Source organism: Shinella zoogloeoides (assembly GCF_003574625.1).
Taxonomy (GTDB): Bacteria; Pseudomonadota; Alphaproteobacteria; order Rhizobiales; family Rhizobiaceae; genus Shinella; species Shinella zoogloeoides_A.
In genome coordinates this window covers 103,142-117,581 of the sequence record NZ_QNUJ01000004.1, presented here as the reverse complement: position 1 = coordinate 117,581, position 14,440 = coordinate 103,142, and the positions used below count along the sequence as shown (strand labels likewise).

The 14,440-nt window shown below is 62.9% G+C and carries 13 protein-coding genes and 1 other RNA gene; 7 read left to right on the top strand and 7 right to left on the bottom strand.

Annotation, left to right across the window (positions count from 1 at the left end):
• The 3 genes from DSD28_RS08935 to DSD28_RS08925 form a co-directional block, all read right to left on the bottom strand.
• Nucleotides 1–795 carry a thymidylate synthase gene (locus DSD28_RS08935; protein ID WP_119256045.1) on the bottom strand — a complete coding sequence of 265 codons (795 nt, stop codon included), beginning with the start codon at nucleotides 793–795 and terminating at the stop codon, nucleotides 1–3.
• Between the two features lie 87 nt (nucleotides 796–882).
• The gene (locus tag DSD28_RS08930; RefSeq protein WP_119256044.1) at nucleotides 883–1,194 is read right to left on the bottom strand and encodes a DUF2853 family protein; all 312 of its coding nucleotides are present in this window, start codon (nucleotides 1,192–1,194) and stop codon (nucleotides 883–885) included.
• Nucleotides 1,195–1,700: 506 nt separating this feature from the next.
• Nucleotides 1,701–1,943, bottom strand: a complete 243-nt coding sequence (locus DSD28_RS08925) for a helix-turn-helix transcriptional regulator (protein WP_162911314.1) — start codon at nucleotides 1,941–1,943, stop codon at nucleotides 1,701–1,703.
• A gap of 175 nt (nucleotides 1,944–2,118) precedes the next feature.
• Here DSD28_RS08925 and DSD28_RS08920 point away from each other — a divergent pair, with 175 nt between their 5' ends.
• Entirely contained in the window at nucleotides 2,119–3,345 is a 1,227-nt protein-coding gene (locus DSD28_RS08920) for a DUF6634 family protein (RefSeq protein ID WP_119256042.1), read from the top strand.
• A gap of 88 nt (nucleotides 3,346–3,433) precedes the next feature.
• Here DSD28_RS08920 and DSD28_RS25840 read toward each other — a convergent pair whose 3' ends face one another.
• Both DSD28_RS25840 and DSD28_RS08910 read right to left on the bottom strand, forming a co-directional pair.
• The gene (locus tag DSD28_RS25840; RefSeq protein WP_162911313.1) at nucleotides 3,434–4,474 is read right to left on the bottom strand and encodes a hypothetical protein; all 1,041 of its coding nucleotides are present in this window, start codon (nucleotides 4,472–4,474) and stop codon (nucleotides 3,434–3,436) included.
• Between the two features lies 1 nt (nucleotide 4,475).
• Nucleotides 4,476–5,606 carry an HNH endonuclease domain-containing protein gene (locus DSD28_RS08910; RefSeq protein WP_162911312.1) on the bottom strand — a complete coding sequence of 377 codons (1,131 nt, stop codon included), beginning with the start codon at nucleotides 5,604–5,606 and terminating at the stop codon, nucleotides 4,476–4,478.
• 835 nt (nucleotides 5,607–6,441) lie between these two features.
• Between DSD28_RS08910 and DSD28_RS08900 the strand changes: the two genes are divergently transcribed.
• The 6 genes from DSD28_RS08900 to DSD28_RS08870 all read left to right on the top strand — a co-directional run bounded on the left by DSD28_RS08900 (nucleotide 6,442) and on the right by DSD28_RS08870 (nucleotide 9,138).
• Nucleotides 6,442–6,690, top strand: coding sequence for a hypothetical protein (locus DSD28_RS08900; RefSeq protein ID WP_119256039.1), 249 nt, complete (start codon nucleotides 6,442–6,444; stop codon nucleotides 6,688–6,690).
• Between the two features lie 43 nt (nucleotides 6,691–6,733).
• The gene (locus DSD28_RS08895) at nucleotides 6,734–7,273 is read left to right on the top strand and encodes a hypothetical protein (protein ID WP_119256038.1); all 540 of its coding nucleotides are present in this window, start codon (nucleotides 6,734–6,736) and stop codon (nucleotides 7,271–7,273) included.
• Nucleotides 7,274–7,629, top strand: a transfer-messenger RNA (tmRNA) gene (ssrA, locus tag DSD28_RS08890).
• A gap of 471 nt (nucleotides 7,630–8,100) precedes the next feature.
• On the top strand, nucleotides 8,101–8,619 hold the full coding sequence (locus tag DSD28_RS08880) for an SspB family protein (protein WP_119256037.1): 519 nt from the start codon (nucleotides 8,101–8,103) through the stop codon (nucleotides 8,617–8,619).
• Between the two features lie 9 nt (nucleotides 8,620–8,628).
• Nucleotides 8,629–8,838, top strand: coding sequence for a DUF4169 family protein (locus tag DSD28_RS08875; RefSeq protein ID WP_119256036.1), 210 nt, complete (start codon nucleotides 8,629–8,631; stop codon nucleotides 8,836–8,838).
• 69 nt (nucleotides 8,839–8,907) lie between these two features.
• On the top strand, nucleotides 8,908–9,138 hold the full coding sequence (locus tag DSD28_RS08870; protein WP_119256035.1) for a ribbon-helix-helix domain-containing protein: 231 nt from the start codon (nucleotides 8,908–8,910) through the stop codon (nucleotides 9,136–9,138).
• Here DSD28_RS08870 and DSD28_RS08865 read toward each other — a convergent pair.
• Complete coding sequence (locus DSD28_RS08865) at nucleotides 9,131–12,919, bottom strand: AsmA family protein (protein WP_119256034.1); 3,789 nt, start codon at nucleotides 12,917–12,919, stop codon at nucleotides 9,131–9,133. The two genes, DSD28_RS08870 and DSD28_RS08865, sit on opposite strands and share 8 nt — an antisense overlap.
• A gap of 42 nt (nucleotides 12,920–12,961) precedes the next feature.
• A complete protein-coding gene (locus DSD28_RS08860) occupies nucleotides 12,962–14,383 on the bottom strand; it encodes an FAD-binding oxidoreductase (protein ID WP_119256033.1) in 1,422 nt (473 codons plus the stop codon).
• Nucleotides 14,384–14,440 lie beyond the last annotated feature (57 nt).

Here is a 14,440-nt window from a genome sequence, read left to right as displayed (position 1 = left end):
TCAGACGGCAATGGGTGCCTTGATATTTGAATCGGCTTCGTAGCCGATCAGGGTGAAGTCCTCGAATTTGAAGGAGAAAAGGTCCTTCACCTCGGGATTGATCTTCATGAAGGGCAAGGGCTTCGGCCGGCGCTTCATCTGCTCGCGCACCTGCTCGAAATGGTTGGAATAAATATGGGCGTCGCCCAGCGTGTGGACGAAGTCGCCCGGCTGCAGCCCGCTCACCTGCGCCACCATCATGGTGAGGAGCGCGTAGGAGGCGATATTAAACGGCACGCCGAGGAAGATGTCGGCGGAGCGCTGGTAGAGCTGGCAGGAGAGCTTGCCGTCCGACACGTAGAACTGGAAGAGGCAATGGCAGGGCGGCAGCGCCATATCGTCGACCAGCGCCGGGTTCCAGGCCGAGACGATGTGCCGGCGGGAATTCGGATTGTTGCGGATGCTGTCGAGGACCGCGACGATCTGGTCGAGATGCCGGCCGTCATGGGTCGGCCAGGAGCGCCACTGGTAGCCGTAGACCGGGCCGAGGTCGCCGTTGTCGTCGGCCCATTCGTCCCAGATGGTGACGCCGTTGTCGCGCAGATAGGCGATGTTCGTGTCGCCCTTCAGGAACCACAGCAGCTCGTGGATGATGGAGCGCAGGTGCAGCTTCTTGGTGGTCAGCACCGGGAAACCTTCGGAAAGGTCGAAGCGCATCTGGTGGCCGAAGACGCCGCGCGTGCCGGTGCCGGTCCGGTCACCCCGGTCGGTGCCGTTTTCCATCACATGGGCGAGAAGGTCGAGATACTGCTGCATGGTCGCCGCCGATTCGTTGTCCAGCGTTCGATACTAGAGCCGAAGCGGCGGCAGCCAAAGGGCGAAATGGGATTTCCCCGGCTTTCCTCAGGCGAGCGCGCCGAGTTTGCCGAGTTCCTTGGCGGTGAGATAGTAGAAGGTCACGCGCGACTTGGAGCGGTCGTCGGCCATCGCCTTGCAGACGGCCTCGACGGCCTTGTCGGCGGCGTCGCCCGTGATGCCGAGCTTCTTGCCGCACCACTTTTCCTTCACGCGGTTGAGTTCTTCGGGGTCGGAGCAGGAGACGAGCGAGGAGTCGCGGTTGCGCAGGGCGATGCCCAGATGGCTCACGATCTTCTTGACGATGGCCTCGTCGGCACCGCTGTCATACTTGCGGACATCTGCGAGATAGTCGGTCATGGTGTCTCCTCTACGGTCGTTCGGCTGCCGCCGTCATGGGGGTCCCGCCGCATGCCCATGTTTTTCAACGCATGGCGGCAAGTCAAGCGCTAATGAACGCCTGCCCGGCCGCGGGGCAAAATCTCTGTCACAAAGCCCTTTTCTTGCGCGCCCGGAATGCCTATATGTGAAGTGCTGCTTCGGCAGCTATGGCAATAAACGGGCGGTGTAATAAACCCATTGGACCCGGGGGCGTTATACAGACAACCCGCGCCAGTTAGTCGACCAGCCAACTCTCCCTTAGAATGAAGCATGCGTGCCGATCGCCCCTAGGCGATCGAACAGCACGCATTCCGCTTAGAAGACAAGGCCGAGGAGCGGAGCCCAACTTCGCAGCGGACGAGGTCTTGTCGTCAAAAAGAACTTAAGAAGCCGGCCGGTAGGCCGTCATTTGCGGCGAAGCCGACTTGGACCCCGACCGAAGGAAGGGGCTTTGAGCGCCCGACCTCAGCAACACTGGCAGTCGATCACTCTGGCCGTTCATCATCATAACATCCGGCTACAAAGCTGGCGCGGATACCCCAGCCTTCCGCCCCACTAGGCGCGAGAAAGATCACGCCGCGCTTGCCGTAGTGGCGGACCAGTTTTTCAACGCTTGCGATCCCGGCTGCTCCCTTCTCGATCATGTAGATCGTGCGTGGACTGATGCCGGAATCCTCCGCCACCTCGGCCTGAGTTTGACCAAGGACAAGTCGAGCGACAGCAAGCATTCGTGATGGCGGCCTCATGCCGCCTTGGTGTCATCAAAAGCCCCGGTTCGCAAACAAATGTTGACAATAGCGAAAGACTCGCGAAAAGTAGCGATAGATTCGCTAATTAAAGCGACATAATCGCTAATATTTCGTGGTTCTTGAAAGCAGCGAATCAACAGGAGAGGGCAATCCCATGAAGTTCGCCTATTTGAGCGCAGAAGATGCACAGAGACTGTCCGCCGATTTGCGCTCGGTTGAGGCTGGAATCACCCACATACTGTCACTCCACACCGCTCCCATCCTCGAAGCACACCAGATGTATTCACGCAGGACGGCCTGCCTCTCAGGATACGTCTTTGGACATCCATCTCTGGGAGACAGTCGTGAAATCATGACCAGTCAGCTCATGTACATGGACACGGAGGTTGGCATCGCGCGTACGATCAACCGTTGGTACCGCCTGGCTGCCGAGCCAGAACCCAAGGATTCATCATCTGCTGGCCTTGCAGAAGCAACCTGGGAAAAAAAGGAACCATCAGAACTCGAAACGCGACCGACCGACGGAGTCGTCGTTATCAGCGGCATCGGCAACGACACGACAGCCGATGGGAAGCGAGTGGAGAAGGAATTCGCGAAGTTCAAACTGCGTCCGTTGCCGCTGCCCGGCATGCCCGACCTAACCACAGTTCGAGCGCAACTGATCGCGGAATTTCCCTATGCGGTGGCGGTTGTTGACAACGTGCTCGAGGGCCTTGTCGGTCGGCCAAATGTTCACCTGAAGCCGACCGTCCTGCTCGGAGCACCCGGAAGTGGCAAGACGCGGTTCGCCAGGCGATTGACGGAGGAACTCAGGGCGCCCTGTGAGCTCATCTCGTGTGGAGGCTTGAGCGATAGCGCCATCGGCGGAACCGCCCGGAGATGGTCGTCGGGCGAACCTAGCCTTCCGGTCATGGCCGTGCGTGAACACGAATGCGCCGGGCCAGTTGTCATTCTCGACGAGATCGAGAAGATCGGTGCCGGCCGCAACAATGGCAACGTGCACGACGTGTTGATCGGACTTTTCGAACCCGAGACATCGAGACGCTGGCATGATCCCTACCTTGAGGCCCACTGCGATCTGTCGCGCGTATCATGGCTGATGACGGCGAACTCACTGGAGCCGGTCCCGGCGGCTTTGCGGGACAGGTGCCGAATCCTGCCTTTTCCCAATCCGGGAGCCGACCAGTTGCCGCTGTTCGCCACGCGAATCCTGCAGCGGCTGTACATCGAGACGGGTCATGATCCGCGCTGGGCAACTCCGCTTGAAGGATTCGAGTTGGACGCCTTGGCGAGCTTTTGGACGGGTGGTTCGATCCGGAAGCTGGAGCGTCTCGTCGAAGTATTGCGGGAGGCGCGTGAACGTGCAAGGCGACGACAATAAGGCCGCATGCGATGATGTCCACCCCAAGTCGCTCGGCCACTTCGCATGCAGGCATCTCTCATTGCAGCTCACGCCCCTGGCGGGCGACCTAAACAGGATCGTCCACGGGATGGCGAAATGGAGTCTGGGATGCCGCACGGTGGTAAGAACGAGACGACCAAAGCCGACGACCTTGGGTCGCATGAAGAACGGACGGGCGACAAAGAAACGCTTGGGGAAGCGCTGTCAAAGGTTGGCTTCGAACCGGCCAGGGTCCCGAAAGCCTCAGAAGCGGCTTGTCCACCCACCACCAGATGCGCTGGGCGTTGTTGTCGACCACCTCCTGCACCTCGAAGCCCGTGAAGTCCGTTTCATCCCTGAAGCCGGGATTGACGAGGAAGATCTCCGACTGCTCCGCGAAATTGACGCTGAGATTTGCGTCGGTCTTCTGTTCGTCCGGCTTGCCGAGGCTCGCAAGCGTCATGCGCTGGCCGACCTTGGAGGCAAGGCTCTCGTCCGTGGGGATGAGTTCCGTACGGTAGCCTGCAGGAGTGATGCACCGGATCCCGGCATCGGCCAGGGGTGCGTCGCAGGCATGGCAGGCGACGGTATGTTCGGTGCCCCTGCTCCACGCGCCGCACTGGCCGCAGAAGCGGAGGTGGAAGTCGTCCTTCCTCCATTCGGAGATGGGATCCACGGGGCCGTCGAAGTTCGTTGCGTGCTGGTCAGGATCGAGCAGAACGCCAGTGAAGCCGATGCAGCGGTGGCGCAGCTTTTCCCGCGTTCGAACGCTTCCCGGCGCGAAGTCGAAGATCGCCATGTCCTGGTCGCGGTCGATGGTGTCCCACTCGGCCTCGAAGTTTCCCTTCCCGTTCGCCTTCTTCAGCTCGACGTAGAGATTTCGCGACCGCGTTGGCATGCCGTAGAGCGGCAGCAGCCCGCGTTCGGCGAGCGCCGCGGCCATGCCAACCGCCTGCAGGCCGAACTCCTCCTCGAGACCGTCGATCTGGGCAAGGACGGCATCTGCCGAGACCTTCTCGATGATCGTCTTCAGATCGCAGCCGGACACTGCGGCGAGGATCGTCGCGAGACGGATGCGCCGATGATCGGTCCGCTCCAGTGCGTCGGCCAGCCGATCCCGCCAGTTCATGTCATCCCTGAAGTATTCCCTGCAGTAGAGGAACTCGCCGTGGATGTCGCCGGGAGGCCACCGCGTGTGGCAGGTTGGGATGCCCCCGCCAGTCAGGGAAGCGCTTGCGCGCAAGATTGAGCAGTGGCTGCAGGGTGTCCGACATGGCCGCCGCGAAGCTGGCGTTGTCCGCCAACGCCTCCGGCGATACCCCTAGATCATCGAGATACTCCTCGCGCAGGTCGCGCGCCCATTTCTGCGGGGAGTGCTGCCGGATGGCTCCGATGGCGTCAAAATGCAGCCGCGCCATGGCCGGGATCAGGTTCGCATCCGGCACGCCCACACCCTTGCTGAGGTTGATTTCCGGAAGCGACGGGACAAGGTTCCATATGCGATCATGAGCGACGAACCGCCGGGGAACGAAGTGGTCGAGATGGAAGTTCTCCGGATCGAGCGGCCGCCCAGTGTAAAAGCACGCGCGCGGCACATTCTGCATCGCCTGCTTCCAGAAGCGGCGCTGGATTGCGAGGCCCGGCCGATCCAGATCGCGCAGTTTCATCGGTATGGCAGGAACGTTCGGATTTCGCCGCTGCAGATAGTCTACGAGACACATGTCAGTCCAGCCCTCGAGCAGTGCCATGTTCCCGGCAACATAGTCTATGAAGGCAGAATCCAGTCTCAGTCCGTCGGCCTCGATGTCGTACGGGAGGTAGATCCCGGCATCGGCTGCGCGGATCGCATCCCTGCCAGGCCTGATGCTCCTCTTGTGCTGCACGCTCGCTGCTTTGAACCACGGCGTGAGAAAGACCGCCAGCGGATAGCGGAGGATGGTCTCATGAGCCGCCCGGCCCATGTCGAGATGCGAGAGCGCGGTCTGGAAGGTGCCGTAGAGGCGGATGTCTTCGGGAACCGAATCCAGAAACCCCGCGAGTTGATCGGCATGGCCGAGCGTCAGGCGGAACCGGGCGACTGGGACCCAGATGGTTTCAATCATGCCGCGGAGTATGGATCCGAAGGAAAGAAACGCCCCACCACCGCCGCGGACATGTGCAATGATCGTCTTCATCAGGGTGATTTTGTAGGTGGCGGTCGTCCGATCGAGCGCCTCTCCAAGCAGTTTTCCGTGGACAGGTTCTTTGTCGGGTAGTCTCAACGAATGCTCCCGGGATAGTTGTAAGCCGATCCCTCGGCGGATGCCAGAGAACGACGTTCCTTGAGCGCGGAGCCGACAAGCAATGGGGAATGCGCTTATCAGGCTCCGTTGAACGACTTTCATCCCGAAGCCATTGCGCTTCGCACGCTTCCAGCATTTCTCAGCACGATTCCACTACCTTACCCAACCTCTCCACGCAGTAAATTACAATCTTAAAGGGCTAACTTCTATGAAAACGATGTCGTCGTTGCTTATCGATCCCGCATGAACATCACCGCGTGTTTCGAGGATCTTACTAAGAAACAAGGCTCGCCCTGGATGTCGTGACTTTATGGGGCCGCATCGGTTCGAAACCCTCGCTCCCATATCGCGCACGAATGCGATGTTGCCGTGCTCTACAAAAGCGAGGCCGACATCTGCCGCGCTTCCAACGTCGAACCCCGGAGTAGCAAGCTTGTCCTCGCCGCCGAGTGCAAATACTACCTGAATTCCGGGATCGGGATCGGCTTGGGACGCTCGTTTCTTGGACTGCTGAACGATGTCTACAAGGGCGACCGCTACTTCGTCGGAACTGCGGAGTCCTCAAGTGTTAAGACCCTGTTTGCCGCGCATCGGAAGAACAATGAGCTAGGCCTTACACCCCTGAATACGAGACGCGAGGCACGGCTCGTCAGTAGGTTCGAAACTACGTTCGATCATTTCAAGTCTTCACGACCTTAGGCATCGATGAAGGGCGAACGCTTGGGATTCGGTGACACAACAAGGGGCCTTGGATGGTCTCAGGGATGCACCTCACTGGCGGACGGAAGAGGCGCTCCAGAAGATCCAGGCTTGTATGGCCCTGGTCGAGGAAGAGCTTCAGAGTGGAGTTCTTTGGCACCGGCTGGTGCGCGACGATAAAGTCGAACTTCAGCAACAGGACTTCATGGTCCTGTGCGGACTAAGCTGGAATTTCCTCAACGGTCCGAAACAAAAGGAAACCACGAAACGCCATGTCATCGACTTCCTCGCTGGCGTGAATCAGAGGCTGCGCGAGCAACTTGCTGACCGCCCAGTCAGCCGCGTGGCCAGACTGGAGGGCTGATTTCGAATGATTTTGACACTGTTCCAGCGCTGGAGAGAACCCGATGACATCGAAGAAGTCCACCTCCAACAAGAGAAAGGTCTTGGATGGCCTCAAGGGTGCGGCTTGCTCTCGGACGGAAGACGCGCTCCGGAAGATCCAGTCTGGCATGACCCTCGTCGAGAAAGAGCTTCAGAGCGGAGTACTCTGGGACAGGTTAACGCGCGACGACAAAGTGCAGCTTGAACAGGGAGACTTCATGGTCCTATGCGGACTAGGGTGGAACTTCCTCAATGGTCCCAAGCACAAGGAAACAACGAAACGCGATGTGGTAGACTTCCTTGCCCGCGTGAATCGAACTCTGCGCGAGCAACTTGCTGATCTTCCGGACGTCGAGATAGGAAAGTCTCCTACCAAGGCGTTCGTCCAGCTTCAGGCCCGGTACGAGCGACTGAAGAAGGAACGGGACGAACTGCGCGACTATCTCAATCGCGTGCTCACCCGCACCCATGAATGGCATTTGGAACGCCTCCAGGCCCTTCGCATGGTGCGAGAACTCAAGGAGGCTGCGGGTGTGTCAGTTGTACACCTTCACCGCCGATAGCCCATTGAAATCGGCGGACGAATGCACTATCTCACAAATGCCCCCGCAAGGAGGCTATGGTGCTAAACCTTTTGTGCAATAGATGTACAGGACGCGGCTTCGAAGCCGCCGCCTCCACCAAGAACCGCCGGGTACGGCGGCTGTTGATGGGGGCGAAATGGGATCGACTGGCATTGAAAGACAAAAGCTGTGCTCGGCATGATACCACCGTTATCGGGTCAAAATAGTAGTTGCAAACGACAACTATGCGGAAGCTCGTCTCGCTGCTTAATCGCAGTGTGACACTTCAAATCAAGTCCTAAGGGGTCGCACTCTTAGGCGGGGTTCGGAGGTACCTGGCAACAGAAACCTCCACTTCCTCCCACTCGCCAGTTAGCCCACGACGAAACCACATAAGCCTCTGATTTAATTAGAAACTTACGTCGGCTAACTCCGAAGTTGTCTTTATAAGGTTCGGTACCCGGCGCCTCCACCAAAAACCGGTCGACCTTGACGGACCGGCTTTTGATGGGGGCGAAATAGGATCGACAAGGGCGTAAAGATCGACTTTTTGCTCGGCATTGTACCACCGTTATCGGGCTAAACTTGTAGTTGCAAACGACAACTATGCGGAAGCTCGTCTCGCTGCCTAATGGCGGTGTGACACTTCACTCAAAGTCCTGACGGGTCGCACCGGCAGGCGGGGTCCGAAGGCACCTGGCAACAGAAGCCTTCACCTTCTCCAATCCCTTGAAATGGTCTATAGCTGTGCCAGATGACTCGTGCCGGAAGGCATGAAGCAAACGAAGAATGCCCGAATACAAGGGCAGGAAGAAAGACAGGAACGGATGGCGCAAGACCACATTCGCTACGACATTCTCGCCCAGGACGCGCTGCGCAGCGTCATTCGCAAGGTTCTGTCCGAAGTTGCGGTCACGGGCCATTTGCCCGGTGAGCACCATTTCTTCATCACCTTCCTGACCAACGCCCCCGGCGTGCGCATCTCGCAGCACCTCAAGGCGAAATATGCCGAGCAGATGACCATCGTCATCCAGCATCAGTTCTGGGACCTCAAGGTCACCGAGAGCCTGTTCGAGATCGGCCTCTCCTTCTCCGATACGCCGGAAAAGCTCGTCATCCCCTTCAATGCCATCCGCGGCTTCTACGATCCGTCCGTCAGCTTCGAACTGGAGTTCGACGTGCCGACGGTCGAGGAGGAAGAGGATCATTCCGCCGAGGTGACGGCCTATCCCGCCGCGCCGGAAAAGGCCGAGGATGCCGCCGAAGAGCCGGCGCCCCCGACCGGCGGCGGCGACAACAAGGGCGGCTCGGTCGTCTCGCTCGATTCCTTCCGCAAGAAGAACTGAGCCTTTCCGATGAGCGGCGACGTCGTCAATCTCCGCCAGTTCCGCAAGCAGAAGGCGCGCTCCGACAAGGAGAAGCAGGCCGAGCAGAACCGCGTCGCCTTCGGCCGCACGAAGGCGGAGAAATCCCTGACGCGCGCGCTGAACGAAAAGGCGGAAAAGACGCTGGAGCAGGGCCGCCTCGAGCGGCCCGGCGATGCCTCGGATGGCGAAAAAGGCTGACATCCCAGCACCTTGCCGGCATCCCCGGAATCGATCCGCCAACGGCCTGAATCATCCTGTGAGGACGGCATGATCCGCAAATATTCCACCACGCTGCATGGCCACCGCACGAGCTTCTCGCTCGAACCGGCATTCCACGACGAGCTGAAACGCATCGCGGACGCGCGCGCCATGCCGCTGGCCGCGCTTCTCAGGGAGATCGACGATGCGCGCGGCGTCGAGGGCAACCTGTCTTCGGCGCTGCGTCTCTTCGTCCTGCAATGGCTGAAGCAGCGGGCGGGCGACGTCCCGCTCAATTGACGCCGGGCAGCGCGTCGAAATTCAGGCTTTGTCCGTTGCCGACGGGCGGCAACTCGCTGCCGCGCTCGACGCCCTCCTCCGGCGAGACCGGCAGGCGTCGGCGCGCGGCCTCCTCTTCGGCCTTGCGCGCGTCCTCGGCAGCCTTCTGTTCTGCAAGGCGTCTCGCCTGCTCCTGCGCTTCCGCCTCCCGGCGCGCATCCTCGGCAGCCTTGCGCTTCGCCTCTTCGGCGGCCTGCGCAGCGCGCTCCTGCTCGGCCCGCGCGCGCGCTTCGGCGCGCAGGCGCTCTTCCTCCTCCATCCGCAGCCGCGCCGCCTCGGCCTCCGCCGCGCGTGCCTCGGCGCGTGCGCGATAGAGCGCGGCCTCCCGGCGCAGCCGCTGCTTCTCCAGCACGTTGGCCTGCAATGTCTCCACGCGCCGCCGCTCCGTCTCGAAGCGGCGCAGCGACAGGTAATTGGCAAGCGGCTGGACATCGAGCTCGACGCCCGGCGCGTCCACAAGGCCGCGATAACCGAGCGCCACTTCCGGCTCCGCCCCGGCGAGCGCCTCCTCGCCGGCCTTGTAGGTCACAGCGAGCCGGCCGGTCATGGTCTCGTCGGCAAGATCGATATCCGCATCGCCGGAAAGCGCCGCCTTGCCGTCTTCCGCCGTGACGTTCTGGACGCGCAGCTTGCCGCTGGCGAGCGCGAAGGGAATGCGAGCGGTCCCCAACGCCGCCTCGCCTTTCAGCACGGCATCCGCGGCAAAGCCGGCGACCCGCTCGGGCGTGACGTCGCCTTCGATCCGGTCCGCGGCCGAAAGCAGCGAGGGGAACGCCCCGGTATCGATGCCGCGCACGACGAAATCGGCCACCCGCGCCTCGCCCGAACCGCTCGCGCCTTCGGCCATGGCCCGCACGCTCTTGCCGGACGCGTCCACGGCAAGCGTCACATCCGCCTTGCCGCCCGCGACCGCGCCATCGGGGCTCGCCCAGACGATCTTCGACAGATCGGTCCCTGAAAGGGCAACGCGCGCCTCGAACAACCCGTTCTCCTCGGAATTCGCCACCTTGAGGCGGCCGGACAGCTTGCCGCCCAGCCAGTCGCCGGCCATGTCCGTCAGCGTCAGTTCGCCGCCCTTCCAGGCGAGATTGCCCTTGAAGCCCTCCACCGCGCCGTAAAGCCCCGGCCAGAACGCGCCGGCCTCGAGCGCAACGGTAAGGTCCGCATTCTCAAGCAGCGGCCGGCCGAGCGGCGCGGCATTGAGCCCGCCTTCCGCTGCATCGGTCACGGGGCCCGCCACGGCCTCGGCAAGGAAGGCGAAGTCGAGGGTGTCGAAGCGAAGGGCGCCGGTGCCGGCAAGCGTGGGCGCCGTCCGATCGAGCGTCAGCCCGCCGGAAAAGCCGTTGCGGTCGGCCTCGCCGGAGATATCCGTGATGGCGACGGCCTCGGCGCTGGTGTCGACCGATGCCTGCAAGGTCAGCGGCAGCCCCGCGCCGCCCTGCGGCAATGCGATGCCGTTCATCATCAGATAGGGCTCGATATCGTCGCTCTTCGCCGAAAGGGTGAGCGCGCCCGTCAGGAAGTCCGCTGCCGAAAGCGCCGCCGTGCCCTTGGCCGAGATCGACGTCCTGCCGGCATTGAACGCCGCCGAGACCGTAGCCGGCCCCTCCTCCGGCTGGTCGACGCTGAAGGTGACGCTCCCGTCGGGATCGGCGTCGAAGGGAAGCGGATCGAGGCCCATCTGCCCGGCCAGCACCACGGATTGCGGATTGAAGAGGCTGCCCTCCAACTCGAAGCCGCGCCCGTCCAGAAGCTGCGCAAGACCGGACGCCGAGAGCTTGAGATCGACACGTCCGTCATTGACCGGCCCCGCCAGCGTGAAGGTGGCGGGAGCGCCCGCCTCCCCGGAAACGGCGGCGCGCAGCGACAGGTTCGCATTGTCGTAGTAGCCGGCATTGGCGACGAAACGGGTGAGCAGCGGATGGGCCGACAGGTGGCGCGCCAGGAGATCGACGACGGGCTGCATGGCATCCGCCTTGAGCGCCACGTCGAGCCCGGCGCTAGGCTCGGTCAACGTGCCGCCGAGCGTGCCTTTCGCCGAAAGCGCAGCGCCCGCGAGCGAGGCGACGTCGAAGCGGCTGAGCGTGAGAAGCCCGTCCTTGGCGGACAGCACGGCCTCGACGCCATCGGCGCTTTCGCCGAAGGCGCGTAGATGATCCGCCTTGATATCGAGCGCGATGGAATGGCCGAGCACGGCCGGCAGCGAGGCATCGCCGGCAAAGAGCCCGGCAAGGGCCTGCAGCGAATCCAGCTCCACCTCGTCGCCGCGCAGTTGCAGCGAAAGCGTCGGGGCCGCGTCAGCGCGGGATTCGCGCTCCAGCCGGCCGGTGAGCGAGGCGCCGTCCACGGCGATTTCGAGGTTTTCGAAACGCTGCAAATCGTCGGTGAGGTTCACGTCGGCCGAAAAGCCCGCGGTCTTCAGCCTGCGGATTTCCGGATCGACGGAACCGGCCAGCCAGGTGGCAAGGCCGGATGGCTGATTGGACGCCACCAGCAGGTTGCCGACGAAGCCGCGATTGTTCCGGAGCGTCAGGCGGCCCTTGGCCTCCAGCGCCGTCCGGCCGGGCAGTTGCGCATCCGCGCGGTCGATCCGCCAGCTATTGCCGTCCGGCTTCACGTCGAGGCGGATCTCGCGCACCGTCGTGTCCCCCACGACCACGGCAGGCAGGAACAGGCTTGCCCGCCCCGGCACCTGCGGAATGGGGATGTCGGCGGCGATCGCCAGCAGCGCCTGGAGCCGCTGGCGGGCGGAAACCTGCGGGTTGCGGCCGGTCTTGCCGCCCTCTCCCTTGTTGCCGATGCGGCTGACGTCGATCTGCTGGCCGTCGGCGATCAGCAGGAATTCCGGCGCGCGGCCGGTATCGAGCGTCGCCTCGCCGGTCACCACATAGGGATCGTCCTGCGGCCCGGCCTCCAGCCGGTATTCGGGAACGCGGATGCGCTCGTTGGAAAGCTCGAATTTTCCGGCGACGCGGATCGGATCGGCCGTCGCCTCGCCCTTGGGACGCGGCTTTTCCGCGAGCGTGAAGCCGCCCTGGTATTGCGGGCGGAAGTCCACCACCTTCAGCACGCCGTCGAGATCGGCGCTGAAGGACAGCCGGTCCGGCACGATGCGGGCGCGCATCGAGAGCTCGCCATTCTCCACCTGCCCGCTCGCAAGCTGGAAGGCGCCGGTCTCGCCGTCGAGCGCCGCGCGCCCGTCGATGCGCCACGGCCCGCCGAGCGACTTGGCCGAAACCTGCGCGTCGAGGCCGGTGACATGGCGCGTGCGGCCGGTCTGCTCGTCGACGAATTCGATCTCGCCGCCGGTGATCGCAACGTTTTCGAGGATGACCGTCTTGGCGGGAATGTCGGATTTCAGGCCGCGCGCCCAGTCGAGCGTGCCGTCGGAAAACAGCTTGACGCGCGCCTTCGGCTCCTCGATGCGCATGTCGAAGATCAGCGCCTCGCCGGAAAGGAACGGTGCAAGCTCCGCATCCATGGAAAAACGCTCGACCTCCACCAGCGGCTTGCCGTCCTCCGGCGCGCCGACGCGCACGTCGCTCAGCGTGACGGAGGGAAACGGCAGCAGCCGCGCATCGACGCTGCCATGCACGGTGACGGGACGCCCCATGATGCGGCTCGCCTCGCGCTCGAAATCCTGCCGGAAGCTGGTCCAGTCGACGAAGAGCGGGGCAAGCAGCGCCGCGAACAGCGCCACGACCACCACGCCGCCGACAAAGAGCCCGATCCTAGAAAGCACGCCGCAAGCCTCGAATTCCGTTCAATCGCTTCACGATAACGTCTAATTCTCCGGCAGGGTCGAAAAAATCTTGCCGGGGTTGAGAATGTTGTCGGGGTCGAGCGCCTGCTTGATCTGCCGCATCAGATGCACCGCGCCGCCGAGCTCGCCCGGCAGGAAGGCCTGCTTGCCCTGCCCGATGCCATGTTCGCCCGTGCAGGTGCCGTCCATGGCGAGCGCGCGCGCATTGAGCCGGGTGACGAAGGCCTCGACCCCGGCGATCTGCGCCGCGTCCTTGTCGTCGAAGATCAGGCTGACATGGAAATTGCCGTCGCCGGCATGGCCGACGATGGGCGCCAGCAGGCCGTGCTCCTCGATGTCCCGTTCCGTCTCGGCCACGCAGTCGGCCAGCCGGGAGATCGGCACGCAGACATCCGTCGCGATGGCGGCATAGCCGGGATGCAGCGCCTTGGACGCCCAGTAGACATTGTGCCGCGCCTTCCAGAGCCTGGCGCGCTCCTCCGCGTCCGCCGTCCACTGGAATGCGCCACCGCCGCATTCGGCCGCAATGGCACCGAACTCCTCCGATTGCAGCCGGACATTTTCCTCATTGCCGTGGAATTCGAGGAAGAGCGTCGGCTGCTCCGGCAGGGTGAGGCCCGAATAGGCGTTGCACGCCTTGATCTGCAGCGTGTTGAGCAGCTCGATGCGGGCGACGGGAATGCCGAGCTGGATCGTCATGATCACCGCATTGCAGGCGTCCTTCAATGTCGGAAAGCCGCAGATACCGCCGGCGATCACCGCGGGAATGCCCTGGAGGCGCAGCGTGACCGAGGTCAGGACGCCGAGCGTTCCTTCCGCGCCGACGAAGAGGCGGGTGAGATCGTAGCCGGCCGAGGACTTCCTCGCGCGGCGGGCGGTGCGGATCTCCTCGCCCGTCGCTGTCACGGCGGTCACGGCAAGCACGTTGTCCTTCATCGTGCCGTAGCGCACCGCATTGGTGCCGGAGGCGCGCGTCGAGGCCATGCCGCCGATCGAGGCATTGGCGCCGGGATCGATGGGGAAGAAAAGGCCGGTGTCGCGCAAATAGAGGTTCAGCTCCTCGCGGGTGATGCCGGGCTCGACCGTGCAGTCGAGGTCCTCGGCATTGACCTCGAGCACGCGCTTCATGTTGCTGAAATCGATGGAGATGCCGCCCTCGGGCGCATTCACCTGCCCCTCCAGCGAGGAGCCCGTGCCGAAGGGAACGACCGGCACCTTGAGTTCGGCGCAAAGGCCCACGACCGCCTTCACCTCCTCGGCATTCTCCACGAAGACGACCCCGTCGGGAAGCTGGGCGGGAATATAGGTGGTGGTATGCGCGTGCTGGGCGCGCATCGCCTCGCCCGTCTGCAATCGCGGCCCGAAGCGCTCCGCGAGGCGCGCGAGCGCCTCGGCAATGCCAGCCTCGTTGCGCGCCCCGGTCCTGATATCCGCCAATGCCATCGTAACGTCCTCACATTCGTGGGGATTTACTCAGCAAATTGCCGCCCGGCTGTCCAG

Coding starts and splice junctions, on each gene's coding strand:
- DSD28_RS08935 (WP_119256045.1), bottom strand. CDS start 795: ATGCAGCAGTATCTCGACCTTCTCGCCCATGTGATGGAAAACGGCACC.
- DSD28_RS08930 (WP_119256044.1), bottom strand. CDS start 1,194: ATGACCGACTATCTCGCAGATGTCCGCAAGTATGACAGCGGTGCCGAC.
- DSD28_RS08925 (WP_162911314.1), bottom strand. CDS start 1,943: ATGCTTGCTGTCGCTCGACTTGTCCTTGGTCAAACTCAGGCCGAGGTG.
- DSD28_RS08920 (WP_119256042.1), top strand. CDS start 2,119: ATGAAGTTCGCCTATTTGAGCGCAGAAGATGCACAGAGACTGTCCGCC.
- DSD28_RS25840 (WP_162911313.1), bottom strand. CDS start 4,474: ATGAACTGGCGGGATCGGCTGGCCGACGCACTGGAGCGGACCGATCAT.
- DSD28_RS08900 (WP_119256039.1), top strand. CDS start 6,442: ATGGCCCTGGTCGAGGAAGAGCTTCAGAGTGGAGTTCTTTGGCACCGG.
- DSD28_RS08895 (WP_119256038.1), top strand. CDS start 6,734: ATGACATCGAAGAAGTCCACCTCCAACAAGAGAAAGGTCTTGGATGGC.
- DSD28_RS08880 (WP_119256037.1), top strand. CDS start 8,101: ATGGCGCAAGACCACATTCGCTACGACATTCTCGCCCAGGACGCGCTG.
- DSD28_RS08875 (WP_119256036.1), top strand. CDS start 8,629: ATGAGCGGCGACGTCGTCAATCTCCGCCAGTTCCGCAAGCAGAAGGCG.
- DSD28_RS08870 (WP_119256035.1), top strand. CDS start 8,908: ATGATCCGCAAATATTCCACCACGCTGCATGGCCACCGCACGAGCTTC.
- DSD28_RS08860 (WP_119256033.1), bottom strand. CDS start 14,383: ATGGCATTGGCGGATATCAGGACCGGGGCGCGCAACGAGGCTGGCATT.